This window comes from Arthrobacter sp. TRD_SC_6 (assembly GCF_055361185.1).
The window spans coordinates 2,043,879-2,068,981 of record NZ_CM143953.1 but is presented as its reverse complement, the minus strand read 5'-3'; the positions used below and the strand labels follow the sequence as shown (position 1 = coordinate 2,068,981).

The window sequence follows — 25,103 nt, the reverse complement described above, 5'->3', positions numbered from 1 at the left end:
TGGTGGCGCCGTCCAGCTATCAACAAGCGCCTACCAGAGAGCTGGGACCGGCCCGACAACCCGTTCGTGGAGGCCAAGGGCGGATGCGTCAGTGAGCGAAGCAACCTGGTCGATCACCACGCGCAGGCGGGCGTCGTCGTCGTTCGCTTCCTTCCAATCGGCGGCGAACATCGGCTCCAGGAAGCGGTCTCCCGCTGCTGCCATCTGCTGCACGAGGGAGGTGAGGACCTCGCGCTGGCGCTCGTAGATGGGCTGGCGATGCACGCTCGTCATCACGTAGGTGGTGGCGAGGCCCTTCATGACGGCGATTTCGGTCACGGTTTCCTCCGGCACAACCATCTCCGCTGCGTAGCGCGTGAGCGGGTTCGTCCCGTAGATCGCCCGGGTGGTCTCCAGCGCGCTCAGGCAGAACCGGCCGATCAGCTGGCTGGTCATGTTCTTCAGTGCCGCCATCGCCTTGCGGCTTCCGTCAGCTTCGCGGACCCACACGTCCGTGGCTTCCAGGCGGGACAGGGCGGCGTCGACGGCGGCTGGATCGGAGTGCGGCAGGTACCACTGCTGGGTGTAGCCAACTACCCGGGCACGGTGGTCAGGGTTGTCCATCCACTTGAGCTGGAAATGACCGGCGACAATGGCGTCCTCGACGTCGTGGACGGAGTAGGAGATGTCATCGGCGAGGTCCATGACCTGCGCTTCAAGGCAGGACCGGCCGGCTGGCGTGCCCTCCCGCAGCCACGTGAATACGTCGAGGTCATCCTCGAAGGCGCCGAACTTGGAGGTGCGGTGGCCGTTGATGACCGGCGCATCCGCCGCCGTCCAGGGGTACTTGCAGGCTGCGTCGAGGCTGGCCCGCGTGAGGTTCAGGCCGGCGGGTGCACCGTTTGCGCGGACAACCTTCGGCTCAAGCCTGGTCAGGAGCCGGAGCGTCTGGGCGTTACCCTCGAAACCGCCGATGGAGTGGGCGAGGTCGTTGAGCGTCGCCTCGCCGTTGTGGCCGAACGGCGGGTGCCCGAGGTCGTGGGACAGGCATGCGGCGTCGACGATGTCCGGATCGCAGCCCAGCGAACGTCCAAGCTCCCGGCCCACCTGCGCGACCTCAAGGCTGTGGGTCAGCCTGGTCCGGACGAAATCATCGGTGTCCGGCGCCACCACCTGCGTTTTCGCGCCCAGGCGCCGCAGCGCCGAGGAGTGCAGCACCCGCGCCCGGTCCCGCTCGAAATGCGTTCTGTGGGTGCTCTTGGCCGGCTCTTCGGCCCAGCGCTGGATGTCGGCGTCGGAATAGCCGGGCGTAAATACAGCCTGCATTGGAGTTTGGGTTGGATTCTCAGCCACCGGACACATCCACTTCCGCCGCTGCAATGTCGGCCTGTTGTTCGGGGTTCAACTGCCGGGCTTCAAGCCAGCGTTCCGGAAGCGCGGTGCGCTTGGGCGAGCCTGCGCGACCGCGGGGGCCTTCGGCGTCCGCTCCGGGGTACGGCGAGGTGCGGTCGAGCTGGTCCAGGAGCCCACGGAGCACCTCGAGGGTGGGCACCGCTGCGAGGGCGGCGCGGAGTTCCCCGCCGACCACGTACCCCTTGAAGTACCAGGCCATATGCTTCCGGATGTCCCGCAGCGCCATCATCTCGTTGCCGAAGGTGTCCACCAGCAGTTCCGCGTGCCGGTAGACGGTGTCGGCGACTTGCCCGAGGCTCGGGCGGTGCCGCTCGGCGTCGCCTTCGAAGGCATTCATCAGGTCACCGAAGAGCCAGGGCCGGCCCTGGCAGCCACGCCCGATGACTACGCCGTCGACGCCGGTCTGCCGGACCATGGCAATGGCGTCTTCCGCACTCCAGATGTCGCCATTGCCGAGCACGGGGATGTCCGGCAGGGCTTCACGCAGTTCAGCGATGGCGTTCCAGTCGGCCTTGCCCGAGTAGAACTGGGAGGCCGTGCGGCCGTGGAGGGCGACGGCGGCGACACCGGCATCCCGCGCGATCTTGCCGGCCTCACGGAAGGTCAGGTGATCCTCGTCGATGCCTTTGCGCATCTTGATGGTCAGCGGAATGTCCCCTCGCGTTGCCTCCCGGACCGCAGTCTGGACAATCGAGGTGAACAGGTCGAGCTTCCACGGCAGCGCTGCTCCCCCGCCCTTACGGGTGACTTTAGGAACCGGGCAACCGAAATTGAGGTCGATATGGTCGGCGCGGTCCTCCTCCACGAGGATACGGACGGCGGCGCCCACGGTTTTCGGGTCCACCCCGTACAGCTGGACGGAGCGGACCTTTTCATCGTCGTCGTGGGAAATGATGCGAAGGGACTCCGGGTTCCGCTCCACCAGAGCACGGGAAGTCACCATTTCCGAGACGTACAGTCCACCGCCGTACTCACGGCACAGGCGCCGGAACGCGGTATTGGTGATGCCCGCCATCGGGGCAAGAACCACCGGTGTGTCCACGGTGATTCCGCCCAGGCGCAGTGGAGGTAGGTCCAGTGTTGTGGCGGTTGGAGTTGGTGCAATGCTCACCCGTCCATTGTCGCAAGGCGGGGCAAATCGGGGCGGTGTTCAGCGGGAACCGCGCAACGCCCGGCGGCTCGGCAGAGGAGCAGCGCCGGCATCGGCAGGTTCGGCAGGTTCGGCTGCTTCGGCTGCTTCGGCCGCCAGCACCGCAGGCGTAGCCTCGGCCTCGCGCTCCCGGTGCGCACCGTCGTCGTGATCGGGCTCGGGTGGCTGGGCCGCCCGCGTGCCAACCGCCTTGACCACCAGCACGGCAATCAGCGTGGTGACCGGAATCGCGAGGACGAGGCCGATCGACCCCACGAGCGTGCGCACCACTTCTTCGGCGAGCTCACCGGTGGTGAGGGTGTTGATGAGCGAGTTGTCCTGCAGCGAGACCAGGATCAGCAGCGGCAGGGCCGCGCCCGCGTAGGCGAACGCGATGGTGTAGACGGTGGAGGCGATATGGTCGCGGCCAATGCGCATGGCGCCGGTGAAGAGCCGGCGGGCCGACGTGTGCGGCGCCAGTTCGTGAAGTTCCCAGACCGCGGAGGACTGGGTGATCGTGACGTCGTTCAGGACCCCGAGGCCCGAGATGATCAGTCCGCACAGGATGATTCCGGACAGGGAAATCTCCGGGGCTGCGTTGATGAGGGCACTCGAACTTTCGCTGCCCACTCCCGTGAGGTTGGCGGTGTCAGTGGACCAGGCGGCGAGCAGCGCGGTGATCCCCAGGCCGAAGATTGTGCCCAGCAGCGCAGTCGATGTCCTGGCGGAGAACCCGTGCGCGAAGTACAGCACCCCGATCATGATCACCACCGAGCCCACCAGGCCAACCAGCAGCGGCGGCTTGCCCTCGACCAGCCCGGGCAGCATGAACTGGGCCAGCACAGCCAAGGCACCGACCAAGCCGACGATGGCCCGCAGCCCGCGCCACCGCGCCACAGCAACGACGACGACGGCGTACAGCACCGCGAGCGCGGACATCGGCAGGGTGCGGACGAAGTCGACGAAGATATAGGGCGCGCTGGCGCCGCTGATGACGCCCTCGAGGTTGAGGTAGCGGATGGAATCGCCGGGGTTGACCTGGCCGGATCTCGCGATCTCCGGGTTGAGCTCGACGGGTATAGCTGCGCCTCCGGCATCTGGTTGCACGTAGGCGACCTGGCACTGTTGGGCCTCGCCTCCGGCGTCGACCGTGGGCTGCGATGACGGGCAGTCTTCGACCGTGACCCGCTGAACCGTCCCGGTGTCCATGGAGGTTCCCGGTGCTGTCGCGTAGGGGCTGGACACTGAAACGTCCGACCGGTCCGGGGAAGGCCAGAGGAGGATCATGCCGATCACGGTGATGATACCGAGCGGGAGGAGAATCGACGCCAGCAGCAGGTTGGCACGCCGCCTGGTCCCCAGCAGGGCCGCCCGCTGCGCCGAATCCAGCGTGGCGCCGGAGGGATCCGACGAATGGATATGGCTGTGGCCCACTTCAGTTCCTTGCTGTCGGTATGGTGCTGGCAGGATGGACTCAATCGGCGCGGTGCGTGATCCCCTTCAGGATTCTACGCAGGTAGTCTCGGCGGCTCCGGGAGGCTGCGGTGGCCCGGAGGTGTCGATTGAGTAGAGGGAGGCTGCGTGGCAAGGGAACGGTTCAGCGAAGCCGGTGACCACCCGTCGGGCGCCTTTCCCCATGCACCCGAGCTGATGATCCGGCCAGCGAAGGGGGACGCCCGGGGCGTGGCGCTCGTGCTGCATGGCGGCCAGGCGAACAGCTTCGAGCCCGTGCGCTCCCACCACCCCAGCCCGGCGCGCATGATCCCGTTCGCCCGCCTGCTGGAGTCCTGGGGCTCACCGGCCGGCCTCGAAACCTTGAGCCTGCGCAACAGGGTCCGTGGGTGGAACGGTGCCGGGATGACTCCCCTGCATGACGCCCGCTGGGCGCTGGAACAGATCCGCGACCGGCGTCCGGAGGTTCCCATCTACGTGCTTGGCCATTCGATGGGAGGCCTCACGGCGCTTTGCGTCGCGGACGACGCACAGGTGAGCGCCGTCGTCGCCCTCGCTCCCTGGCTGGACAGTACGACGCCGCTCGAACAGGTGGCCGGTAAGCGCCTGCTCATCATGCACGGCGACGCTGACCGGTGGACATCACCGAAGCAGTCGCTGCGGTTTGCCCAGCGGGCTCAACCCATCGCCGACGACGTTCGTTACGTTACGCTCGCCGGAGCCGGACACTTCATGTTCCGGAAGGTCCGGACGTGGCATGAGCTCAGCGTCTCTTACCTGCTCGACTCATTTGCACAGGACACCGGCGCCCTGGTCAGCGAAAGGTACCTCGGGCTTGCCAGGGACCTTCGCAGCCAGCCCGCTCCGCTGGGTATCACTCTGTAGGCAGTCTCAGGTACTGACTATCCGGGTTTCCGCCAGGACCTTCGCCGATCCCTGTGCCAGGAGAGGCTCGATGACGTTGACGAGGGCGGTCATCGCATCGTCAACCTCAACCTGGACCGGGTACTGGTAGACGAGCATCGCGAGCAGTGTTGCCACAGCGGCCTGCTGTTCGCGCTCGGGCAACGTGGTGTCATACCCGACCAGCACATCGGCCGGTGCGTCGGTGCGGCTTTGCGTATAGCTCAGCGCGAAAGCTGCGATGTTCCCGCCGGCTGCCTTCGGCTGGTCGCGAAGCACGACGGCGCCTCCCGCCCCGGCGATGTCGGCAAGCAGGTACTGCTGCGCCTGGCCGAGCGTCATGTTCGCAGGATCCCATTCGTGGACTGCGTTGTACCACTCGGCGACGGACGAGGTAAGTTCCACCGAACCGGTGGCGGCCTCCTCAAGCTGCGGGCCGTCGTCGTCGGCGAGGTTCTGCACCGGCAGCGCGCCCGGGGCAACTTCGATGATCCGGGAACGTTGGATCTCGGTTAAGTCCGCGGCCTCGGCAAACGCCGCACCCGCTGAACCGGGAACGACCTTGTTCCGAAGCGCTGACACGCCCGACGGCGACTCCCGGGCTTCATGCTGCAGCATGCCGAGGATGGTGCTCCCAATCCCGGCCCGTCGGTGGTCTGCGCCGACCTCTACGTAAGCCCACAACCGCTGGTTGTGCAGCCGAGCTTCGAAAACGTACCCCGCCGCAACCAGCACCGCGGCGCCGTCAACGGAGTCTTCAGCGACAATGCAGCGAAGCCAGGGAAGATCCGTGGACGGCCGGAACAGGGAGCGGGACTGCTCGGCGTGCTGGTTGTCCGGGCCGCCCCACACCTGCAGCAGCTCAAGGTCATCACCCTCGCGCCACGGGCGGTACTGGATTGCCACTTAGGCGCCCACCAGCCGCTGCGCGAGGTATCCCTCAACCTTGTCCAGGGAGACCCGTTCCTGCGCCATGGTGTCGCGTTCACGGATGGTGACGGCCTGGTCCTCGAGGGTCTCGAAGTCCACGGTGATGCAGAACGGTGTGCCGATTTCGTCCTGGCGGCGGTAGCGGCGGCCGATGGCACCGGCGTCGTCGAAGTCGATGTTCCAGTTCCTGCGCAGCTGGGCGCCGAGGTCCTTGGCCTTGGGCGAGAGGTCCTCGTTGCGGCTCAACGGCAGGACGGCGGCCTTCACCGGGGCAAGGCGCGGATCCAGCTGCAGGACGGTGCGCTTGTCCACGCCACCCTTTGCGTTCGGTGCCTCATCCTCTTTGTAGGAGTCCACCAGGAACGCCATGAAGGAGCGGGTCAGGCCGGCGGCAGGCTCGATGACGTAGGGGGTGTAGCGCTCATTGGTGGCCTGGTTGAAGTAGCTGAGATCGGTGCCGGAGTGCTTGGAGTGCGTGGACAGGTCAAAGTCCGTGCGGTTCGCGATGCCCTCCAGCTCGCCCCACTCAGTGCCCTGGAACCCGAACCGGTACTCGATGTCGGTGGTGCCCTTGGAGTAGTGGCTCAGCTTCTCCTGCGGATGGACGAAGAGGCGCAGGTTGTCGGGGTTGATGCCGAGGCCGGTGTACCAGTCGAACCGTTCCTTGATCCAGTACTCGTGCCAGTGGTCGTCAGTTCCGGGCTCGACGAAGAACTCCATCTCCATCTGCTCGAACTCGCGCGTACGGAAGATGAAGTTGCCGGGCGTGATCTCGTTGCGGAAGCTCTTTCCGACCTGGCCGATGCCGAACGGCGGCTTCTTCCGGGAGGTGGTGAGCACGTTGTTGAAGTTCACGAAGATCCCCTGTGCCGTTTCAGGCCGCAGGTAGTGCATGCCCTCTTCATTGGCGACAGGCCCCAGGAAGGTCTTGAGCAGGCCGGAGAATTCCTGTGGTTCGGTCCACTGGCCGCGGGTGCCGCAGTTGGCGCAGGCGATGTCCGCGAGGCCGTTCTCTGCCGGGCGGCCCTTCTTCTCCTCGTACTCTTCCTCAAGGTGGTCCGCACGGAAACGCTTGTGGCAGGAAAGGCACTCGACCAGCGGATCGGAAAAAACGTCTACGTGACCGGATGCTTCCCACACCTGACGGGGCAGGATGACCGAGGAATCAAGGCCGACGACGTCATCGCGGCCACGCACCATGGACTGCCACCACTGGCGCTTGATGTTTTCCTTCAGCTCGGCTCCGAGTGGACCGTAATCCCAGGCGGACCGGGAACCGCCGTAGATTTCACCTGCCTGGAAGACGAAGCCGCGCCGCTTGGCGAGGGAAATGATCGGGTCCAGGGCGGAAACCTGCTTGGCCACGGTGGATGCCATCCTCAACTGTCAGGACAGGCCGCTGGGTGCGGTCGTCGTAGGTGCCGCCGGAGGTGCTCCCAGAAGGGAAAGCGCCCTGGCCGGACGGGCGAAGGTACCACCCTAGCCTACCCAAGCCTGGCCCACCGAAGAGCGCACGACGGGAGGTGCCGACACGATGTGTGTCAGCGGAACGGTGCCAGGTTCCGCCGGCTCCAGGGCAGCGTGGTGAGCGCGATCGCTCCCAGTGTGAGGATGGGACCCGCAATCGTCGCGAAGGCGACGACCGTACCGGGCGTTGGGAAAATCAGGTCCAGCGCGAGTGAACCGATCAGTTGTCCGGCGATCATGCCGAGCCCGGTCAGGAGGACCCCCAGCGAACGCACCAGCAGGGCGCTTAGCCCGATGAACACGCAGCCCATCGGTCCACCCAGGTAGTACCACCACTGATCCGGGAGCGGTCCCCCGAAGCCCGCGATGGCAACCTTGATCAGCCAGGCGATCAGTAGGAGCGCTGATCCTGAAATGAAGTTCATCAGTGTTGCGGTGATGGGAGTTCCGTAGTGAACGGCCGAGGTCCCATTCATCGCCTGCTGGTAGCTCATCAGGACACCCGCGGCGATCGGAAGGAGCAGCGGAAGGATGAGTGCCGCCGTCGTGCCTTCCCCTGCAAGGCGGGGCGACACGGCCCAGGCGACCGCCGCGACCGTGAGGACGACACCGATGACACGCATCGGGGTGATGGCTCGGCGCCCGCCGGGGCCAATGCCCGCGCGGTCTACGGCCAGCCCGCTGAGGGTCTGGCCCATGACCGTTGCGACCGTGAACATGGCCACTCCCAGCAGCCCGATGGTCAGGGACTGCGAGAAGACGAAGAGCGCACCGATCATGCCCGCCGCAAGGTAGATCCGCGGGAAGCGCTTCTCACGTACGGCCGGAAGCAGCTGGCCCAGGCCCGCCCTGCCGCGCGGCAGGAGAAGGGAGATGAGGATCATCAGCGCGAGCCCCGTGCTGAAACTGATGAGGGCCGCAGCCAGTCCGTCGTCGAGCCGTTGCCCTAACGCACCGTTGATCCGTCCCTGCAACGGAATGGCCACTCCCGCGAGGATGGCGAGCGGAAGGCCGATTGAAATAGGGAGGCGAGGGGGCGCAGACACCCGTCAATCCTAAGAGTCCAACGCCCGCGCTGAGGACCGTGTGGTCATTTGACAAGGCATGATGGTGCCATGAGCAATGAAAACGAAGTGCCGATCCGTGACGGGATGATCAGGCTGGGCCAACTGGTCAAGCTTGCCAACCTTGCGGAGGACGGAGCCGAAGCCAAAGAGCTGATCGAGACCGGGCTGGTGAAGGTCAACGGTGATATCGAGGACCGGCGGGGGCGCCAGTTGCACCCTGGCGACTCGGTGACCGTCAATGGGGTCACCGTTTCAGTGGTGTCCGCCTGAGTCCTGGAACACTCATCTGGAGGAACTCCCGGACATGTCCGAGTTCCTGCACGTTGATGCTGTGGAACATCCCGGCGTAAAGCACTTTCGTGAGCTTCGCATGGCCGTTCAACCAGCCGTGGGTGAACTCAATCCGGTCGGCTGTTATGACTGGATCCTCCTGGTCCCTCCCCCAGAAGAAGGGAACGGGGTTCGCCTTGACCTCGTCGTCCCGGAAATAGTCGCTGCCTTCAGAATCGATTGCGAATCCTGATAGGCCGACGACGGCACAGTAGTCCAAGGGCCGGATGCGGAGCATTGAACTGGCGATGGCCATGCCCATCGAGAAGCCCAACAGGCTCACGCTGGAGTGGTTGGTCCTGACCGAATCCACCCAGCCGGTGATGTTGTCCACGGCTGCGATGACCTCACCCGTCAGCCCCCGCGCGTCGGGAGTGAACGGGAACCAGGTGAATCCGGAGCCCATCGCAATAGGTGCGCGGACCGACGCCACAGTGAACTCCTCCGGGAGGAACTCGAGAATGCCCATCAGGTCATCCTCGTTGGCGAGGTGACCGTGCAACAGGACCAGCAACGGGGTATCCGGCCGCTCGTTCTCCGGTTTGGACCAGATCACCACCGGCTCCCAGGTGGATTGCGGTGCTGACGATGGGCCGGGTCCAGCGGTTTGGGTCATTAAGACATTCTGGCACGGCCAAAGGTGCGGCCCGGCCGCCCCCATGTGGGAGCGTTGGTCCATGAACCCGCCCCGAGAAACCGCGGCAGCCGGACCCGCAAACGCTCCAGCACCGCACGACGTCGGCACCCGACGTTTGCTCCAGCAGCATCTTTGGGGTCCTCCAGCGGAATCAGCACCGGCCCTCCTGCGATCAATGGGCGCTGTGCAGGCCCAGGAGTTCGCCTATGCACGCTGGTCACTCGCGCAGCGCTGCAACGGTACGACGGCCACATCCGTCGATCAGGAATACTCGGCCGGGTCACTCCTGCGGACCCATGTCCTGAGGCCAACCTGGCACTTTGTGCATAGATCGGATGCAGACTGGCTGCTCCGCCTTACCGAATCACGAGTCAGGAGGTCCATGCAGCCTCTCCTAAAACGGCTCGGACATGACGCACGCACCATGGCGGAGGGAACGGCGGTACTCGAGGCAGCGGTGTCGGACGGAGCCCACCGCACCCGCGACGAACTGGCTGCAGCGCTGGATGCTTCCGGACTTCCATCCACCGGCCCCGCCCTGGCGTCCTTCCTGATGACTGCCGAACTCGACAGGGTCCTCATCAGTGGAATCCCCGTCTTCGCCGCGAACGGGACAAACCCGAACGGGACAATAAAACACACCTACGCGGCGTTCGGTTCGCGAGCCGGCTCGATCCCACCGGGCGGACCAACCACAGGGCACGACGGCGGCACGTTCGACAGAACCGCAGCGTTGCGCGAGCTGGTGATCCGCTATTTCAGTTCCCGATCTCCCGCAACCGTGAAGGATTGCGCCCTCTGGTCGGGACTGACCCTGACGGACGTGCGCGTTGGTTTGAAAGAGGCCGGAGACCAGTTCGCCACAGAGGAAATCGGTGGCACCACTTTCGTCTGTTCGGCGCAGCAGCCGGTTGCAGCGGCCCCTGGGCTCCCCCGGGTGGACCTGATCCAGTGCTACGACGAGTTCGTGATGGGCTATACCCCCACCCGCTTCTTCGGCACGGCTCCACTCGGGACCAATCCGGCGCATCTGGCCGGGCATGTTGTCCTGCTCAACGGTCAAGTGGCGGGCGGCTGGAAACACACGCTCAGTGCGCGCAAGGCCGGACGGCACGTAATGGTGCAGGTAACAATGCATAGGCAATTCGATCCTGACGAGGCCGCAGCGCTCGAAAGCGCAGTCCACAGGTATTCCGCTTTCCTGGAACGGCCCGTCGACCTGCGCCTGCAACGCCTCTAGGAAAGCTAGGCGGCGTCGTCGTCGTCGTCGTCGTCGTCGTCGTAAAACGCTGCACGAAGCGCCGGCTCAAGCTGCGCGATCTCCGTGAGGAAGGCGTCGTGGCCGATCGGTGACGTGATCGTGTGCACCGGCACATCGCCCGGAAGAGCGGCCGCCAGGTCATGCGACTGTGAGGGCCAGTACAACCTGTCCGAGTCCACCGCAGCGATGAAGAACCGCGCGCTGGATGCCGACAGAGCGCTGGTCAGGCTCCCACGGTCCCGGGCGACGTCGTGGCTCATCAGTGCCTCGGTGAGCGTGACGTAGCTGTTCGCATCAAACCGGCCGACCAGCTTGTCAGCCTGGTGGTCCAGGTAGCTTTCCACCTGGTACCTGCCCCGATCTGCGGAGAGGTGGGACCCGAACGGCGCCTCGGCCCCCTGCGCTGCACGGCCGAACCTGTGCGCAAACTCGGCTTCGGAGCGATAGGTGATGTGGGCTATGCGCCGTGCAATACCGAGCCCGTCCTCCGGGCTGGCGCTGCCGTAATAGTCCCCACCGTTGTACCGGGGATCAAGACGGATGGCCTGCACCTGCGCCTGGGCAAAAGCAATCTGTTCAGCCGAACTCGCAGCAGCACACGCTATGACCGCACAACGCGCCACCTGCTCCGGATACATCACCGCCCACTCGAGTGCACGCGCCCCGCCCATCGACCCGCCGATCACCGAATGCCATGTCGCCACACCGAGCCGGTCCGCCAACAATGCCTCTGCCCGCACCGAGTCCCGAATGGTAATGAACGGAAAGCGGGATCCCCACGGGTTTCCCTCCGGGTCGAGCGAAGCAGGCCCGGTTGAGCCATAGCAGCCGCCGAGCATGTTGATGGAGACGACGAAGAACCGATCAGTGTCGATGGTGCGGCCGGGACCGACGAATCCGTCCCACCAGCCGTCCTCCTCGGAGGTTCCCCGAGCCACGTGCGTACTCCCCGTGAGTGCGTGCTGTACCAGTACCGCGTTGGAAGCCTCCGCGTTGAGCGTCCCCCAGGTCTCGTACGCGAGGACGACGTCGGGCAGATGTCCGCCGGTCTCCAGCGTCAGTGGGCCGATGGACAGCTGGTGTACGACGCTGTCCACAGGCTCCGCCTCAGGGTGCGGTTCCGTTGTGGTGATGCCTGTCAAACCTGCCGCCTTTGTGGATCGCGCTTGCGCCTGCACACCGCGCGCAGGGCCTGGTCGTCACCCGGGGCACCCCACCGCGGAAGGAGGGTTGCCGGACAGCAAGCCGGGGCTGATGGCGGGCAAGAGCCCGCCACACTGTCACTCGTGACCTGTTACTAGAAGACCCGACAGGGGCGGAAAAGGGCAACTATTGTGACTCGCGGTGAAATGACCTTGGGGGTTCCTTGGGTGCTGGTGCTTTCGCGATGCTTCCTGTGGCGGCGGCCAAAATCACCGTCTGCACCTATTGACAGTGCCTCAGATTGAGAGCAACCTGAGAATCTCGATCGCAGGTTCGGTTCAGCCCATTACGGCACGTCGTCGCGATGCCCTGCCAGACTTGCATTCCCGGAGCACCAATCGCGCTTCCGGAGGAACAGTTAAACCACTCCTTGTTGAGGAGAACTGAAAATGCCTGCAGTAACTGTCACAACCCTTGAATCAAAATCTTTTGATGACCCGGATGAAAAACGCCGTCCCCCAAAGACAGAAGTCGATGTCGTCAATATTGGTGGCACCACGCTCGGCAGGTTCACCTTCGAGCCCGGTTGGCGCTGGTCCGAGACGGTCAAGACCGTGGTCCACACCGACAGCTGCCAGAACAACCATCTGGGCTTCTGCATCGCGGGAACACTTACGGTCCAGTTGGAAGACGGGACCCGCAACACAATCAATGCCGGTGACGCCTACGCCATTCCTCCGGGCCACGATGCTTGGGTTGAAAATGACGAGACGTTTGTGGGGTACGAAATCATGAGTGCGGCAACGTACGCCAAGTCCGACTAGGTGAACGAGTCTTAATCCTCCACTGCAGGAGTCCGGAAATCGGCGGTCCCAGAACAACCATCTGGGCTCCTGCACCGTCGGAACACTCACGATCCTACCTGTGACTTAGGTAACCCTAAGTCGAGGCGTCCATCACAAAGTGCCAAGATGGGGCCATGCGTCTGGATCATGTGTCATATGCCTGCGAACCCGACGGTCTGACTGCCACCGCAGAGCGGATCTCCACAGCCCTTGGCGTTGACTATGTCAGGGGCGGGGTTCATCCGCGGTTCGGTACGCGGAACGTGATCATCCCTCTCGTCAACGGCCAGTACCTAGAGGTGGTTGAGGTACTCAACCACCCGGCATCGGACAAGGCCCCCTTCGGGCAGGCAGTCCGCGCACGGTCGGAAGCTGGCGGCGGCTGGATGGGCTGGTGCGTTGCGGTTGATGATCTTTCACCCTTTGAAGAGCGGCTCGGACGCGGGGCTGTCCCCGGGAACCGCAAGTTTCCGGACGGACAGGAACTCACCTGGCAGCAGATCGGCATCAAGGGCCTGATCGCAGATCCCCAGGTTCCTTACATGATCCGCTGGGATGACGGCACCGAAGCTATCCACCCCTCACAGGCCCGCGAAGCATCCGTGCGGCTGAGCGCCCTGACAATCGCAGGTTCCGCAGACCGCGTCACCGAATGGCTTGGCACGCCGGCCGCCTACCCGCTCGACAACGTAGACGTGGAGTGGATTGCACCAAACGGCACGCCAGGCATTATGTCGGTGACGTTCGAAACCAGCGATGGATTCGTCCGGATCTGAAGCCGGTCAGCTTCCCAGTCCAATAGCCGGACCAAACAGCGCAAAGCCAACGAAGCCCGCAATGTCCAGAAGGGCGTGAGCCACCACCAGTGGCATTACTCGCCTGGTGCGTGTGTAGGCGTACCCGAAAATGAGTCCCATGACCACGTTGCCGATGAACGGGCCTATCCCCTGATACAGGTGATAGCTTCCGCGCAGCAACGCTGAGGTGATGATGATCGCCGGAGTAGACCAGCGAAGTTCCTTCAAGCGAACAAACAGGTACCCCACCACTATCACCTCTTCGACCACAGCGTGACGCACCGCTGAGAGAATCAGCACCGGTACCGTCCACCAGTAGGTGTCGAGAGCCGAGGGAACAATGGCGGTGGTCAGGCCGAACGCCCGGCCGGCCGCGTAAACGCCCAGCGTCCCCGCTCCAATCAACGCTGCCAGCCCGAAGCCCAGTCCGAAGTCCACCAACGGTCGGGTGAACGTGAAACCGATCCTGCGGAACGCCGATCTGCCTGGAACGGTGAGCAGGAACAACACCAGTACCACCGGAATCAGCGCGAAGAAGATACCCAGCAACTGATAGGCCAGATCGAAGTACTGCCGGTCATTCAGTGTGGGGTTCATCGTGGTGGTCTGGGCACCCAGGGGTCCGCGGGACATTTTGTCGAGCAGCTGGACGACGGCGTACACCGCCGACTGCCCAAGTGACAGCCCCAGCACAATCAGGACTTCGGCCTTGACCCTGAAGCTTCCAACAGCAGCCGACGGCTGGCTGGCTTTGTCGGTCTGCATAGGTTCATGGTGCCGTACGCGGCTGCCGGCAGCCAAAGCGCCCGTCTCTGGACAGCGTCGATGAGTGGCTAGTCGGTGTCGACAGGCGGAGCTACGACCACCCGCGTGCCACCCTCCTTGAATGCCGTCAGCTGGTACTCGGTGATGCCGTCATCCGTGATCAGGTTCGTGAAGGCGTAACCGTTCATTGTCGCGAATGCCCGAACCCCGATCTTCGACGAGTCAGCAACAATGTAGGCTGCCGTCGCGCGCCGGGCGATCATGGCGTTGACGGCTGCCTCACCCTCGTCGGCGACTGTAGGGCCGAACTTCGGGTCCAGCCCGTTCACGCCCACGAAAGCGAAGTCGAGAGCAACCCGCTGCAAGATGGCATCGGTGTAGGGGCCAACGAGCTCGTATGAGCGGGAGTTGACTATCCCGCCTGTGACCATGATCTTGAAGTTTGGCCGCACAGCAAGCTGGGCGGCAATGTTGATTGCGTTCGTGACGACCGTGAGGGTCGGTTTCCTCGACTGCTCCATCAGGTCGCGGCGAGTGCTGAGCACCTGCGCCAGTGCCGTACTGGTGGTACCTCCGCAGAGCCCCACGACCGCGCCGCGTGGAATCAGGGCGCTGGCTGCGTGGGCGATCGCGCGTTTGTGGGCTGACGCTGCATCTCGGTTCTGGCCGGCAGACAGGGTGTAGGCACCGGCTTCGATGGTGGCGCCGCCCCTCGTGCGGCTCAGCAGGCGCTGTTCGGCCAGACTGTCGAGGTCCCGTCTGGCGGTGGCCGGCGAGACGTTAAGGCGCGCGACGATATCGTCGACCTCAAGATGCTTGGACTGCGCAAGCAGTTCGAGGATCGCGTTGAGCCGGTCTCCGCGCTTCAGACCTGCTTCCGAGTTCATGTGGGCTCCCTTACCCGCGATTCAGTCCTCAAGACCTGAGTGAGCGGAAGTGCGTGTACCCGGTCAGCATAGATCACGTAACGTCGTTCGGTATACACCTGACTGCTCACTCCCCTGGATCATCGAAATCCGACGAAGTGCCATAACTGTCCGGTAACGTCACACGCGTAAGACTTGACGTGAGGCGTAGATCACGCAATTATCTTCTGCAAGCGATGAATCTAAATGATCACTTTGCTCGCCGTTCAATCAGTACTTTGCAGCAAAATCTAATCAAGATGCAGTTCCCAAAAACGGAGGCACGACGATGAACTTCCAGCACAAGCCGCTCGAGCGGCGTAACTTTCTGAAGGGCGCGCTTGCGACAGCGGCCCTCATTCCGCTCGGAGGCGCCCTGGCATCCTGCGCCGCAGGCGGAGGCAACACCAGTGGCGGAGAAGCCCCTGCGGGAGAAGTTTCTGACGCCAACCCGTTCGGTGTAGCAGCAGACTCGACCGTCGACACAGTCATCTTCAACGGCGGCTACGGCATCGATTACGTCGAGTTCGCCGCGAGCCTCGTCGAGGAAGCACAGTCCGGCGTAACGGTCGAGGTAGCAGCCTCCACGGCAATCGCCCAGGAACTCCAGCCCCGCTTCGTCGGTGGCAACCCACCGGACCTCATTGACAACTCCGGAGCCCAGCAGATTGGCCTCAACACCATCCTTGCGCAGCTCGAGGACCTCAACCCGGTCATTGATGCGAAGAACCTCGAGGGTGACGTCATCCGCGACACGCTCTATGACGGCGTCCTTGAGCCCGGTTTGTTCGACGGCGAGCTGAAGGCCATCAACTACGTCCTCACCGTCTATGCGCTGTGGTACTCCGCATCGCTGTTCGAAGAAAATGGCTGGACCCCTCCGCAGACCTGGGAAGAGGCGATGGCTCTCGGCGCCGCGGCGAAGGAGCAGGACAAGTACCTGTTCACCTTCGGCAAGGAAGCTTCGACGTACTACATGGAAATGGCTATTGCCAGCGCCATCAAGGAAGGCGGAGATGAAGTCCGCCTCGCACTGGAGAACCTTGAGCCGGAGTGCTGGTCGCACCCAGCGATCCAGTCCGTCTTCTCTGCCCTGGACGAGATCGTCAAGGCTGGCTACATCCAGCCGGGCGGTGCAGGCACCGTCTTCACCGCGGCGCAGGCGCAGTGGACCAATGACCAGACGGCACTGCTCTACCCATCAGGGTCCTGGATCGAGAACGAGATGAAGGACCAGACCGCAGAGGGCTTCGAGATGACCGGCGCTCCAGTGCCCTCCGTCTCCGCCGATGCAGCGCTGCCATACACCGCTCTCCACAGCGCATCGGGCGAGCCATTCGTTGTCCCGTCCCAGGGCAAGAACGTTGCCGGCGGTATGGAGACCCTGCGCGTCATGCTCTCCAAGGAAGCTGCAACGAACTTCGCCAAGACCAAGCTGGCTCCGACCATCGTCAAGGACACCGTTCCGGCAGACGGTTTCGGTTCCACAGCACTGGTGTCGCAGACCACTCTGCTGGCGGACGCAGGTTCGGACATCTTCCACTGGAACTTCAACACGCTGTACGGCATGAACCCGGATCAGTTGGTTGTGTGGAACACGTTCCTGAGCGGCGAATCCGACGCTGCTGCCCTGACCTCCGGGCTCCAGGAAATCACTGATCGTATCCGTGAAGATGATTCCGTTGAGAAGGTCGAAGTGAAGTGACCGTTCTCGACACAAAACCACCAGCTGGCGGTGGCCCTCGGGCCACCGCCAGTCGGCGGCGCAAAAAACTTACGTTTGATCGGGTCAGCTTCTTTGCCGTGTTCCTTGGCATTCCGCTGGCCATCTACCTGCTGTTTGTCATCTCGCCTTTCGCCCAGGCCTTCTATTACTCGATGACAAATTGGTCCGGGTTCACACCGGACATGGAGTTCACCGGTTTCGCCAACTACACGAAGCTCCTTAACGACGACATCTTCCTGAAGTCCGTCGGTAACAACATCCTTTTGGTAGTCGTTCTTCCGATCGTCACGATCATCCTGGCCCTCATCCTCGCCACCATGGTCACCGTGGGCGGCAGTAGCCGCGGTCAGATCAAGGGCTTGAAGAATTCGTCTTTCTACCGGATTGTCTCCTTCTTCCCGTACGTGGTCCCGGCGGTAGTCATCGGCATCATGTGGAATCAGATCTTTGCTCCGTCCAATGGCCTACTCAACGGCATACTGACGGGGATCGGCCTCGAACAATTCAGGAATTTCCCGTGGCTGGGTAATGAATCCTCGGCGATGCCAGCATCCATGTTCGTGATCGTCTGGGGCTTCGTGGGCTTCTACATGGTGCTCTTTGTTGCCGCGATCAAGGGCATCCCCGCTGAAACCTTCGAGGCTGCGCGGATCGACGGGGCCGGACGCTTTCGAACCTTCATCTCGATTACCATTCCCCTGATTCGCGATAACGTGCAGACCGCTTACATCTACATGGGCATCCTGGCCCTTGATGCGTTTGTCTATATGTCGGTTCTCAACCCCATCGGTGGGCCGAACAACTCCACTCTCGTCATGTCCCAGCAACTGCTCACCACGGCTTTCAACGACGGCCAGTTCGGGTACGCAAGTGCAATGGGCGTGATCCTGGCGATCGTGACGCTGGTCTTCTCAGCCCTGGTGTTCCTTGCCAACAGGCTGCTCGGCGGAAAGGACGCCTGATCATGACCACCAAGACACTTCCCGAAAACACCAGCAAACGGGACCGCAAGAGCCCTCCCATTCCGCCTGAGGACCAAACCGTGGCAAAGTCCAAGGATTCCTCCGGGGACAAAACGTTCGGCACGGTAGCGCACGCCCTGCTGATCCTGTGGACAGCAATCGTCGTCCTGCCGCTGCTCTGGACGTTGATGACGTCGTTCAAGACCACCAGCGAGATTTTCTCCTCGCCGTTTTCGCTGCCCGCGGAAGCGAACTTCGTCAACTATGTGAATGCCTGGACAACCGCTGGGATTGGCCGCTACTTCATCAACACCGTCCTGGTGGTAGGTTCAGCGCTGATCATCGTGATGGTCCTCGGAGCCATGTGCGCCTACGTATTGGCCCGCTTCAAGTTCTTCGGGAGCCGGGCGGTCTACTACCTGATGCTCGCCGGCCTGACCTTCCCGATCTTCCTGGCCATCGTTCCGCTGTTCTTCATCCTGCAGAACATGGGCCTCCTGAACACGCTGCCCGGACTCACCATTACCTATGTGGCGTTCGCGCTCCCGTTCACGGTGTTCTTTCTCTTTTCCTTCTTCAAGACGCTTCCCCACGAGATTGCGGAAGCCGCCTCGATTGACGGTGCGGGTGAATGGCGGACGTTCTTCCAGGTGATGCTGCCGATGGCGAAGCCGGGAATCGCATCCGTGGCCATCTTCAACTTCCTCGGCCTGTGGAACCAGTTCCTCATTCCGGTCGCGTTGAACACCAATGAGCGCAACTATGTGCTCTCACAGGGCCTGGCCCGCTTCGCCTCGCAGGCCGGTTACGCAGTTGACTTCGGCGCACTCTTCGCTGCCGTAGTCATCACGGTCGCTCCGGTGCTCGTTGTGTACGTACTCTTCCAGCGCCAGCTGCAGGGATCCGTATCCGCAGGCACCTTGAAGTAACCTCGCTTCGAACCGACAACCGAAAAGGGAGGGTGTGGCCGCCGACAGGCAGCCGCACCCTCCCTTTTCGATTCCAGGGCGCAGGAACTAGCCCGCTCGGTGATCCACAGGCAGCATCCCGAAGTCGTAGATCCAGGGCAGCGGTTCGCGCCTCGCAGCGAGCCGATGGCCTTCCTCCGGCTGGACGCCTTCTTCGTTAGCCATGCGGAGGGCCGTGTACCCGAACCAGAGCTCGGCAAGCTCGATCTCACCTTCCCGAAGCTGAGGGAGCACCAGACCCTCGTCGAGCACGGCCCCAGCCCGGACGACGTCGTGTGCTTTCAAGGCCGCAGCGGCTTCAACCAACCGCGCACGCGGAGTGGTGCGCACCTCGCGGGGCAGCGCGTCAACTGCCTGGAGAACAACAAGCGCCGACGACGACGACGCCACACACGCGAGGCGCTCAAGAAGCAGGGTCTGATGATCCGGAGCGAGGGTCACGGCACGGTCGTAGAGTGAAATGCTCTCCTGTGGATCAGAGTGGGCAATGACCACTGCGTGGTTGCGCAGGGCCCAGGCATTCGGTTCAGCCTCGTAGGAGGCGCGCCAGGCTTTAATAGCACCCGCAGAATCACCGGAGTACGCCAGTGCCACGCCACGGTGCAGGTCCGCGAGCCATCCGGTCACGCCCTGGAGCAGGGCAAGCCAGACCGGGGACACCAGGTACGACGGCGGCGCTACCGTCACGCTGCCGCTCATTGTCCCGCTGTCGAGGAGCTCGATCCAGGGCTGCTGCTCCGCGCCGAGGCTGGAGTCCGGGAACGGGGTCCCTGCAGAGCCGAACGGCGCCCCACCGGCCGCGCGCCTCCGTCGTCGTTCCAATGCACCCCAGCCAGAGGCGGTCTGCAGGAGTTCAGCCGGCTCGCGGTCGGCGAAGGCCGCTGCCTCGCTGCTCCGGTCCGAAAGCCACTCGGACGGAACCACCCTCTGGACAGCGTCATTGACCGCTGCCCGGACAGTGTCCCAATCCCCGTGGGCCGCTTCCGGATCCACCTCGAGCAAGCCGTAAGTCTCCGTCCAGGACCGCGATGAGTGAGCCGCCAGCGGCAGGTGCTCCAGTTGCGTCCTCGCCAGCCCCGCCTGGATTTCGAGGTACTTACCGCCTAAAGGCGAGAGCCACTCCTGCCAGTGCCTGCCTCCCTGGCTGCGCCCCCAGAGAAAAAGCTTCCGACCCTGCAGTTCCCTCGTGGACGAGTGCAGCAAGCCTGACCCGCTGGTGTCGAGAGCCGTAATCCAGGGATGCGCTGCAGCACGGAGGTCAAAGAAGTAGTCCGCGGCAGCATCTGAGCGGGTCGAATAACTGCGGTCCACGCTGCCGGTGGTGGGAAAGCCGGTCCCGCGCAGCCCGTTGCCGTAATCGAACTGCCATGCGAAGTCCGCATCGGCGATCACACGGGTCCCTTCGTCCTCCGGAACGGCGATGTTGGACCACCAGTACAGGGGCACCTCATGCTGGTTCGGGTTGGTGACGCGGACGGAGACCAGCAGGGCTGCGGAACCGGAGGGAAGCCACGCATCGACCTGGTAGATGAGCTCACGCGAGCGCTCGTATTCGTACATACGCAGCACCTCGGTGCCGTCGTCGAGCACCACCTTCGCCGTATGCAGGGGCGAGGAGGTCAGCGGGGTGTGCCCGGTGGTTCCGATGTTCCACTCCGCTCCCCCAGCGAACCAGGCGTCGCGCAGGGCGAGGTTGCCGGGCTGGATCGCCTTGTTGCGGTACAGGAGTTCACGGCCGGTAGCGAGGTCGGTCAGGGACCATAGCCGTCCACCCAACTCCGGCAGGAATGTGGCGCGGAGCCGCTCGTTCTCCACGACCGCAATCCGGTGTTCAACGGATTCGAGGGTGCGGCCGTAGTTGTCCTGCATGCGGTACGGCAGGACCGAGCGGGCCTTGCCGTAAATGATGTTCCGCTGCATCTCCTCGTCGAGGCCGTCCATCGCCTGCGAATCATGGAGATCAGCTGTGAAGGCCAGCGGCGGCAGTGGGTTCTCTGGGCCGATTACGGCAGTCGGGAAGGAAGCGGTGCTCCAGTGAACGCTCATACAGCAACATTATTCAGTGAACAGATCAGAACATACTTCTAGACGATCCGGGACCCGGCACGCCACACCGCATGGGTAAGCGGCATGCCAGGACGGTACGCCAGGTGGGTGGCGGACGGCGCATCGAGGAGGTGCAGGTCCGCCCTGTGTCCGACGGCGATGGAACCGACCGCGCGGGCGCCGTCGTCCTCGGTTCCCTGCTCCCTGTGGAGCGCCAGTGCGCCCCCAAAGGTGGCGGCCCGCACCGCCTCGTGCACCGTGAGCCCCATCTGCAGGACCGCCGTTGCCACGCAGAAGGCCATTGACGTTGTGTAGGAGGTGCCGGGGTTGCAGTTCGAGGCAAGCGCGATTTCGACGCCGGCATCCAGCAGCCGGCGGGCTGGCGCCAGCGGTTGCCGGGTGGAGAGGTCGCAGGCAGGGAGGCAGGTCGCCACAGTTCCTCGGGCATCAGTGCCGCGGGCACCGGTGCCGGAGTCCCAGCCGGACCAGGACCCAGCGAGAGCGTCAACGTCCTGCTGGTCAAGGTGGTTGACGTGGTCAACACTGGCGGCCCCCAGCTCCACTGCAATCCGCACCCCGCCGCCTGGGCCGAGCTGGTTGCCGTGCACCCGCAGGCCGAGCCCGGCAGCCGCTGACGCCCGAAGCACTTCCCCGCTCTGCTCGGGAGTGAACGCGCCGGTCTCGCAGAACACATCGGCCCAGCGGACATAGGGCCGCACGGCCTGGAGCATGGGCCCGGTGACAAGACGGACGTATTCGTCCGCCGACATTCCTTCCGGCACCAGGTGGGCTCCGAGGAAGGTCACCTCGTCGGCCACGGCGGCCGCAATGCGCGCGCTCCGGGCTTCCTCATCCACGTTCAGTCCGTAGCCCGTTTTCGTCTCGAGGTAGGTTGTCCCGCCATGCGCCGCATCCCGCGCGCGGAGGGATAGGGCGCTGGCCAGGTCCTCGTCCGTGGCCTGCCGGGTCGCTTCCACCGTGACCGAGATTCCACCTGCTGCATAGGACTGGCCGGCCATGCGCGCTTCGAACTCGGCCGTCCGATCACCCGCGAAGACCAGGTGGGTGTGGCTGTCCACCCAGCCGGGCAGGCAGGCGCGGCCTCCGGCGTCGAACCGTTCATCGGCGTAGGGAGCGCCAGCAGCCGGCCCAATCCAGGCGATACGCTCACCCTCGAACACGACGGCGGCGTCCTTCAGCACCCTGTGCTCGCCATCCTGGGTCATCAATTCACCGATATTGGTGAGGAGGGTCGAGTTCACTGGCTACTCCCGGGGCCTGGTTGCACGGCACTGTCGAGCGCCTCGATAGCGGCCGTGAGCAGTACTGCCGGGTCGCCGAGCCTGGAGTGCTGCCCGCCGCGGGCCAGCACCTCACCACGAACGACGACGGCGGTAACGTCCTGTGCGGTGGCCGTCAGTGGGAGCTGGCCCGGCCGCGAACCCGCGGTGCGCGACGTCGCCGGGTCCAGCGCCATCAGGTCGCATGGCTGGCCTACAGCGAGGCCCGGAGCAGGCCGGCCCTGGCTGCGCGCACCTCCGGCCGTCGCGACACCGAGCAACTCCTCCGGTGAGAAACGCCCGCGCGTCCCGCTGGCCAGCCGCTCGCCGTACTCAAGGGCGCGCATCTCCAACCAGGGGTCCACGACGGCGTGCTGGTCCGTGCCCAGCGCCAGCACCGCACCGGCGTCCTGCAGCGCACGTGCCGGACCGATTCCATCGGCGAGGTCTGCCTCCGTCGTGGGACACATGGCGATGGTGGCACCGGCCTCCCCCAACAACCGGATGTCCTCATCGGTCAAGTGGGTTGCGTGGACAGCGGTGAGGCGCTCCGACAGCAGGCCGTGCCTGGCGAGCAGGGCGGTGGGAGTGAGACCGGTAGCATCCAGGCAGTCCCGGTTCTCCGCGGGTTGTTCGGATAAGTGGATATGCAGCGGAATATCCGTCGGGAGCTTCCTGCTGATGTCGGCGAGCGCGCTTTCATCGATTGCCCGGACCGAGTGGAGGGCCGCACCGACGGAAACCGTGGCCGGGTCGAACTCCTCAGCGAAGACTTCGCGCAAAGCCTCGAGCCGGTGAAGCCACTGCGTTGCGTCGCCGTCGCTGAAGCGGGCCTGTTCGGGTGCCACCGGTGCTCCGAAGCCCGCTGAGAGGTAGCACGTATCCAGCAGGGTCAGGCGGATCCCGGCCCTCACTGCAGCCCTGGCGAGCGCCCGTTCCATCGAGTGAGGGGCGTCGTCATCGTTCGCGCGCTTCCCCGAGGAGGAATAGGGCGCGCCGTCCGGCCGGTGGTGCACGTAGTGGAACTCGGCAACGCTCGTCCATCCGGTCACCACCATCTCGGCGTACACGGCGGTGGCGAGCTGTTCGTACAGCGCCGGCGTCAGGGTTCCCGCGGCCTGATACATTGCCTGCCGCCACGTCCAGAAGGAGCCCGACTGATGGTGGGTCCGGCCGCGGAGCGCCCGGTGGAAGGCATGTGAGTGGGCGTTGGACGCTGCCGGAAACACGACGCCGTGCAGCTGTGGATCTCCGGGCTGCGCCTTGGTGTCGGGGACCATGGAGGTGACAAGGCCGTCGTCGTCGGACTCCACCCGCACCTGCTTCATGAAGCTGCCCTCAACCCACGCCTGCTCACACCAGAGCGACCTCACAGCAGGCGCTCGAGCACATCGGCCAGTACGGCAGCACCGGCATCGGCGTCCTCGGACTCCACGAACTCTTCGGGTGAATGGCTGATCCCTGTCGGATTCCGCACGTACAGCATCGCCGCGGGGACGCGGGCAGCGAGGACACCGGCGTCGTGGCCGGCGCCGGTTGGGAGGCCGGGCGCCCCTGGGACCGCGAGGTGGAGCTGGCGCTGCAGCTCGGCGTCGAACGAGACGGTACCGCTCACCGACTCCTGTGTCAGGGACGCGGTGCAGCCCTCGAAAGCGGCTGCCTTCTGCGCCTGGCCGTGAATGCTCTCGATGAGTGCAGCAGTGGTGGCGTCATCGGGGTGGCGGACGTCGATCCACAGTTCAACGCGGGAGGCGATCACATTGGTCCCGCCCGGGACGGGCTGGATGCGGCCCACCGTGGCCCGTGCGTCCGGCGTGGCGGCCGCCGACTTGCGGATGGCGAGAATGGCCTGCGCCGCGGCGACCATCGGGTCTGCCCGGTCCTCCATCAACGTGGTCCCGGCGTGGTTGCCCTGCCCGTTGATGGTCAACCGCCAACGTCCGTGGCCGAGGATTGACGTCCCGACGGCCACCGGCGCACCGAGGTCGATCAGCCCGCGGCCCTGCTCGACATGGAGTTCCACGAAGTCGCCGATGCAGGCTAGTGTTTCCTCATCCGGCCCCAGGTGCTCCGGGTCCAGTCCATTGGCACGGGCTGCCTCAGCGAACGTGGTGCCCTGCGGGTCCCTGAGGTTGCGGGCGGCGTCCGGATCAATGGCGCCGGTGAGCAACCGCGAGCCGAGGCACGCCACACCGAAGCGGGATCCTTCCTCTTCTGGGAAGACAGCGACGGCGAGCGCACGGTTGAGCTGCACGTTGCGGTCCCGCAGGAGGTCGACGGCGGCAAGGGCGGAAGCGACGCCGAGCGGGCCGTCAAACGCTCCACCACCCGGAACGGAGTCAAGGTGGCTCCCGGTGACCAGCGCGCCCCGCCTGCCTGTGCCGTCGGCCGGCTCCCACCAGGCCCACAGAATGCCGTTGCGGTCCGTCTCGACGGCGAGCTCCCGCCGTCGTGCCTCCTCCGTGAACCACGCGCGCAGATCAAGCTCGGCGGTGGAGAAGACCGGACGCGAGTAGCCGCCGCGGAAGCTGTCGCGGCCCACGTCCTGGATGGATTCCAACAGAGAGGTCACCGTCGTCATTTCGCTACCCTTCCGTTGGGAAAAGTTCCCCGGGCATTGCCGTGAAACCCCTGTTCGTCAATGTTTCCCCGGCCTAGACTCTCCATCACAGCTGTTCCTTTTCGCAAGAGACCTTTACTGCCTGAGGAGGCGTTATGAGCGGACGCGTAGTGCATTTCGAGATCCCCTTCGACGACGGAGAGCGGGCCGGGAGTTTTTACCGGGAGGTGTTCGGATGGGAGATTACGCCCATGCCGGAGCTGGATTACACGAGCGTCGCGTCGGGGCCGGCCGGAGAGCAGGGTCCCACCGAAGCCGGGTATATCAACGGTGGGATGTTCAAACGCGAGGGCGGCCCGCTTGGCGGCCCGATGATCACCATCGACGTCGAAGACATTGATGCGGCAATCAGCAAGATCGAGCAGCTTGGCGGCTCGGCCGTGGGCGAGAAGGCTCCGGTGGGCGAGATGGGCTTCGCAGCCTACTTCCGCGACCCGGAGGGCAACGTCGTAGGGCTCTGGCAGAACGCCTGACTCGA

Annotated in this window: 23 protein-coding genes and 1 riboswitch; of the genes, 9 read left to right on the top strand and 14 right to left on the bottom strand. The window is 64.4% G+C overall.

Going from position 1 to position 25,103, the window contains the following annotated elements:
• Nucleotides 1–30: 30 nt before the first annotated feature.
• From ACWA1U_RS09805 to ACWA1U_RS09795, 3 genes are read right to left on the bottom strand one after another with little or no spacing between them, the layout of a single operon-like run.
• Nucleotides 31–1,341, bottom strand: coding sequence for a deoxyguanosinetriphosphate triphosphohydrolase (locus ACWA1U_RS09805; RefSeq protein WP_463722017.1), 1,311 nt, complete (start codon nucleotides 1,339–1,341; stop codon nucleotides 31–33).
• Entirely contained in the window at nucleotides 1,325–2,503 is a 1,179-nt protein-coding gene (gene dusB / locus ACWA1U_RS09800) for a tRNA dihydrouridine synthase DusB (RefSeq protein ID WP_463722016.1), read from the bottom strand. The genes ACWA1U_RS09805 and dusB overlap by 17 nt, the downstream gene beginning before the upstream one ends.
• Before the next feature lie 39 nt (nucleotides 2,504–2,542).
• Nucleotides 2,543–3,955, bottom strand: a complete 1,413-nt coding sequence (locus ACWA1U_RS09795) for a YibE/F family protein (protein ID WP_463722015.1) — start codon at nucleotides 3,953–3,955, stop codon at nucleotides 2,543–2,545.
• A 147-nt stretch (nucleotides 3,956–4,102) separates the two neighbouring features.
• Here ACWA1U_RS09795 and ACWA1U_RS09790 point away from each other — a divergent pair, with 147 nt between their 5' ends.
• A complete protein-coding gene (locus ACWA1U_RS09790; RefSeq protein ID WP_463722014.1) occupies nucleotides 4,103–4,858 on the top strand; it encodes an alpha/beta hydrolase in 756 nt (251 codons plus the stop codon).
• Nucleotides 4,859–4,864: 6 nt separating this feature from the next.
• On the opposite strand, the gene ACWA1U_RS09785 is transcribed toward ACWA1U_RS09790, so the two are convergent.
• The 3 genes from ACWA1U_RS09785 to ACWA1U_RS09775 form a co-directional block, all read right to left on the bottom strand.
• Entirely contained in the window at nucleotides 4,865–5,782 is a 918-nt protein-coding gene (locus ACWA1U_RS09785) for a GNAT family N-acetyltransferase (RefSeq protein ID WP_463722013.1), read from the bottom strand.
• Nucleotides 5,783–7,183, bottom strand: coding sequence for a glycine--tRNA ligase (locus ACWA1U_RS09780; protein ID WP_463722012.1), 1,401 nt, complete (start codon nucleotides 7,181–7,183; stop codon nucleotides 5,783–5,785).
• A 164-nt stretch (nucleotides 7,184–7,347) separates the two neighbouring features.
• Complete coding sequence (locus ACWA1U_RS09775) at nucleotides 7,348–8,319, bottom strand: DMT family transporter (RefSeq protein ID WP_463722011.1); 972 nt, start codon at nucleotides 8,317–8,319, stop codon at nucleotides 7,348–7,350.
• Nucleotides 8,320–8,388: 69 nt separating this feature from the next.
• Here ACWA1U_RS09775 and ACWA1U_RS09770 point away from each other — a divergent pair, with 69 nt between their 5' ends.
• Nucleotides 8,389–8,610 carry an RNA-binding S4 domain-containing protein gene (locus tag ACWA1U_RS09770; RefSeq protein ID WP_463722010.1) on the top strand — a complete coding sequence of 74 codons (222 nt, stop codon included), beginning with the start codon at nucleotides 8,389–8,391 and terminating at the stop codon, nucleotides 8,608–8,610.
• Here the strand turns inward: ACWA1U_RS09770 and ACWA1U_RS09765 are convergent.
• The gene (locus ACWA1U_RS09765) at nucleotides 8,585–9,286 is read right to left on the bottom strand and encodes an alpha/beta hydrolase (RefSeq protein ID WP_463722009.1); all 702 of its coding nucleotides are present in this window, start codon (nucleotides 9,284–9,286) and stop codon (nucleotides 8,585–8,587) included. The genes ACWA1U_RS09770 and ACWA1U_RS09765 overlap by 26 nt on opposite strands.
• Nucleotides 9,287–9,347: 61 nt before the next feature.
• Between ACWA1U_RS09765 and ACWA1U_RS09760 the strand changes: the two genes are divergently transcribed.
• Nucleotides 9,348–10,547: a winged helix DNA-binding domain-containing protein gene (locus ACWA1U_RS09760; protein WP_463722008.1), complete on the top strand. Its 1,200-nt coding sequence runs from the start codon at nucleotides 9,348–9,350 to the stop codon at nucleotides 10,545–10,547.
• Between the two features lie 5 nt (nucleotides 10,548–10,552).
• Here ACWA1U_RS09760 and metX read toward each other — a convergent pair whose 3' ends face one another.
• Nucleotides 10,553–11,701, bottom strand: coding sequence for a homoserine O-acetyltransferase MetX (metX, locus tag ACWA1U_RS09755; protein ID WP_463725002.1), 1,149 nt, complete (start codon nucleotides 11,699–11,701; stop codon nucleotides 10,553–10,555).
• 24 nt (nucleotides 11,702–11,725) lie between these two features.
• A riboswitch (SAM riboswitch) is annotated at nucleotides 11,726–11,860 on the bottom strand.
• Between the two features lie 300 nt (nucleotides 11,861–12,160).
• On the opposite strand from metX, the gene ACWA1U_RS09750 reads away from it, so the two are divergent.
• On the top strand, nucleotides 12,161–12,535 hold the full coding sequence (locus tag ACWA1U_RS09750) for a cupin domain-containing protein (RefSeq protein ID WP_463722007.1): 375 nt from the start codon (nucleotides 12,161–12,163) through the stop codon (nucleotides 12,533–12,535).
• Between the two features lie 155 nt (nucleotides 12,536–12,690).
• Nucleotides 12,691–13,332: a VOC family protein gene (locus tag ACWA1U_RS09745; protein WP_463722006.1), complete on the top strand. Its 642-nt coding sequence runs from the start codon at nucleotides 12,691–12,693 to the stop codon at nucleotides 13,330–13,332.
• A 6-nt stretch (nucleotides 13,333–13,338) separates the two neighbouring features.
• Here ACWA1U_RS09745 and ACWA1U_RS09740 read toward each other — a convergent pair whose 3' ends face one another.
• Together ACWA1U_RS09740 and ACWA1U_RS09735 are read right to left on the bottom strand one after the other, a co-directional pair.
• Entirely contained in the window at nucleotides 13,339–14,118 is a 780-nt protein-coding gene (locus ACWA1U_RS09740) for a CPBP family intramembrane glutamic endopeptidase (RefSeq protein ID WP_463722005.1), read from the bottom strand.
• Between the two features lie 68 nt (nucleotides 14,119–14,186).
• Complete coding sequence (locus ACWA1U_RS09735) at nucleotides 14,187–14,987, bottom strand: DeoR/GlpR family DNA-binding transcription regulator (protein WP_463725001.1); 801 nt, start codon at nucleotides 14,985–14,987, stop codon at nucleotides 14,187–14,189.
• 325 nt (nucleotides 14,988–15,312) lie between these two features.
• Here ACWA1U_RS09735 and ngcE point away from each other — a divergent pair, with 325 nt between their 5' ends.
• From ngcE to ACWA1U_RS09720, 3 genes are all read left to right on the top strand, one after another.
• Nucleotides 15,313–16,728 carry an N-acetylglucosamine/diacetylchitobiose ABC transporter substrate-binding protein gene (gene ngcE / locus ACWA1U_RS09730; protein ID WP_463722004.1) on the top strand — a complete coding sequence of 472 codons (1,416 nt, stop codon included), beginning with the start codon at nucleotides 15,313–15,315 and terminating at the stop codon, nucleotides 16,726–16,728.
• Between the two features lie 98 nt (nucleotides 16,729–16,826).
• The gene (locus tag ACWA1U_RS09725) at nucleotides 16,827–17,711 is read left to right on the top strand and encodes a carbohydrate ABC transporter permease (RefSeq protein WP_463722003.1); all 885 of its coding nucleotides are present in this window, start codon (nucleotides 16,827–16,829) and stop codon (nucleotides 17,709–17,711) included.
• Between the two features lie 2 nt (nucleotides 17,712–17,713).
• Nucleotides 17,714–18,640 (top strand): carbohydrate ABC transporter permease, encoded by a 927-nt coding sequence (locus ACWA1U_RS09720; RefSeq protein ID WP_463722002.1) that lies wholly within the window; start codon nucleotides 17,714–17,716, stop codon nucleotides 18,638–18,640.
• A gap of 87 nt (nucleotides 18,641–18,727) precedes the next feature.
• Here ACWA1U_RS09720 and ACWA1U_RS09715 read toward each other — a convergent pair whose 3' ends face one another.
• Genes ACWA1U_RS09715 through ACWA1U_RS09700 form a run of 4 tightly spaced genes read right to left on the bottom strand, consistent with a single transcriptional unit; the run spans nucleotide 18,728 to nucleotide 24,586 of the window.
• A complete protein-coding gene (locus tag ACWA1U_RS09715) occupies nucleotides 18,728–20,725 on the bottom strand; it encodes a DUF5107 domain-containing protein (RefSeq protein WP_463722001.1) in 1,998 nt (665 codons plus the stop codon).
• Nucleotides 20,726–20,763: 38 nt separating this feature from the next.
• The gene (locus ACWA1U_RS09710) at nucleotides 20,764–21,951 is read right to left on the bottom strand and encodes an amidohydrolase family protein (RefSeq protein ID WP_463725000.1); all 1,188 of its coding nucleotides are present in this window, start codon (nucleotides 21,949–21,951) and stop codon (nucleotides 20,764–20,766) included.
• Between the two features lie 32 nt (nucleotides 21,952–21,983).
• Nucleotides 21,984–23,378 (bottom strand): formimidoylglutamate deiminase, encoded by a 1,395-nt coding sequence (locus ACWA1U_RS09705; RefSeq protein ID WP_463722000.1) that lies wholly within the window; start codon nucleotides 23,376–23,378, stop codon nucleotides 21,984–21,986.
• A complete protein-coding gene (locus tag ACWA1U_RS09700; protein WP_463721999.1) occupies nucleotides 23,375–24,586 on the bottom strand; it encodes an allantoate amidohydrolase in 1,212 nt (403 codons plus the stop codon). The genes ACWA1U_RS09705 and ACWA1U_RS09700 overlap by 4 nt, the downstream gene beginning before the upstream one ends.
• 134 nt (nucleotides 24,587–24,720) lie before the next feature.
• Here ACWA1U_RS09700 and ACWA1U_RS09695 point away from each other — a divergent pair, with 134 nt between their 5' ends.
• Entirely contained in the window at nucleotides 24,721–25,098 is a 378-nt protein-coding gene (locus ACWA1U_RS09695) for a VOC family protein (protein WP_463721998.1), read from the top strand.
• Nucleotides 25,099–25,103 lie beyond the last annotated feature (5 nt).

Coding starts and splice junctions, on each gene's coding strand:
- ACWA1U_RS09715 (WP_463722001.1), bottom strand. CDS start 20,725: ATGAGCGTTCACTGGAGCACCGCTTCCTTCCCGACTGCCGTAATCGGC.
- ACWA1U_RS09765 (WP_463722009.1), bottom strand. CDS start 9,286: ATGACCCAAACCGCTGGACCCGGCCCATCGTCAGCACCGCAATCCACC.
- ACWA1U_RS09710 (WP_463725000.1), bottom strand. CDS start 21,951: ATGACCCAGGATGGCGAGCACAGGGTGCTGAAGGACGCCGCCGTCGTG.
- ACWA1U_RS09750 (WP_463722007.1), top strand. CDS start 12,161: ATGCCTGCAGTAACTGTCACAACCCTTGAATCAAAATCTTTTGATGAC.
- ACWA1U_RS09760 (WP_463722008.1), top strand. CDS start 9,348: ATGAACCCGCCCCGAGAAACCGCGGCAGCCGGACCCGCAAACGCTCCA.
- ACWA1U_RS09745 (WP_463722006.1), top strand. CDS start 12,691: ATGCGTCTGGATCATGTGTCATATGCCTGCGAACCCGACGGTCTGACT.
- ACWA1U_RS09770 (WP_463722010.1), top strand. CDS start 8,389: ATGAGCAATGAAAACGAAGTGCCGATCCGTGACGGGATGATCAGGCTG.
- ACWA1U_RS09740 (WP_463722005.1), bottom strand. CDS start 14,118: ATGCAGACCGACAAAGCCAGCCAGCCGTCGGCTGCTGTTGGAAGCTTC.
- ngcE (WP_463722004.1), top strand. CDS start 15,313: ATGAACTTCCAGCACAAGCCGCTCGAGCGGCGTAACTTTCTGAAGGGC.
- ACWA1U_RS09780 (WP_463722012.1), bottom strand. CDS start 7,183: ATGGCATCCACCGTGGCCAAGCAGGTTTCCGCCCTGGACCCGATCATT.
- ACWA1U_RS09695 (WP_463721998.1), top strand. CDS start 24,721: ATGAGCGGACGCGTAGTGCATTTCGAGATCCCCTTCGACGACGGAGAG.
- ACWA1U_RS09720 (WP_463722002.1), top strand. CDS start 17,714: ATGACCACCAAGACACTTCCCGAAAACACCAGCAAACGGGACCGCAAG.
- ACWA1U_RS09700 (WP_463721999.1), bottom strand. CDS start 24,586: ATGACGACGGTGACCTCTCTGTTGGAATCCATCCAGGACGTGGGCCGC.
- ACWA1U_RS09805 (WP_463722017.1), bottom strand. CDS start 1,341: ATGTGTCCGGTGGCTGAGAATCCAACCCAAACTCCAATGCAGGCTGTA.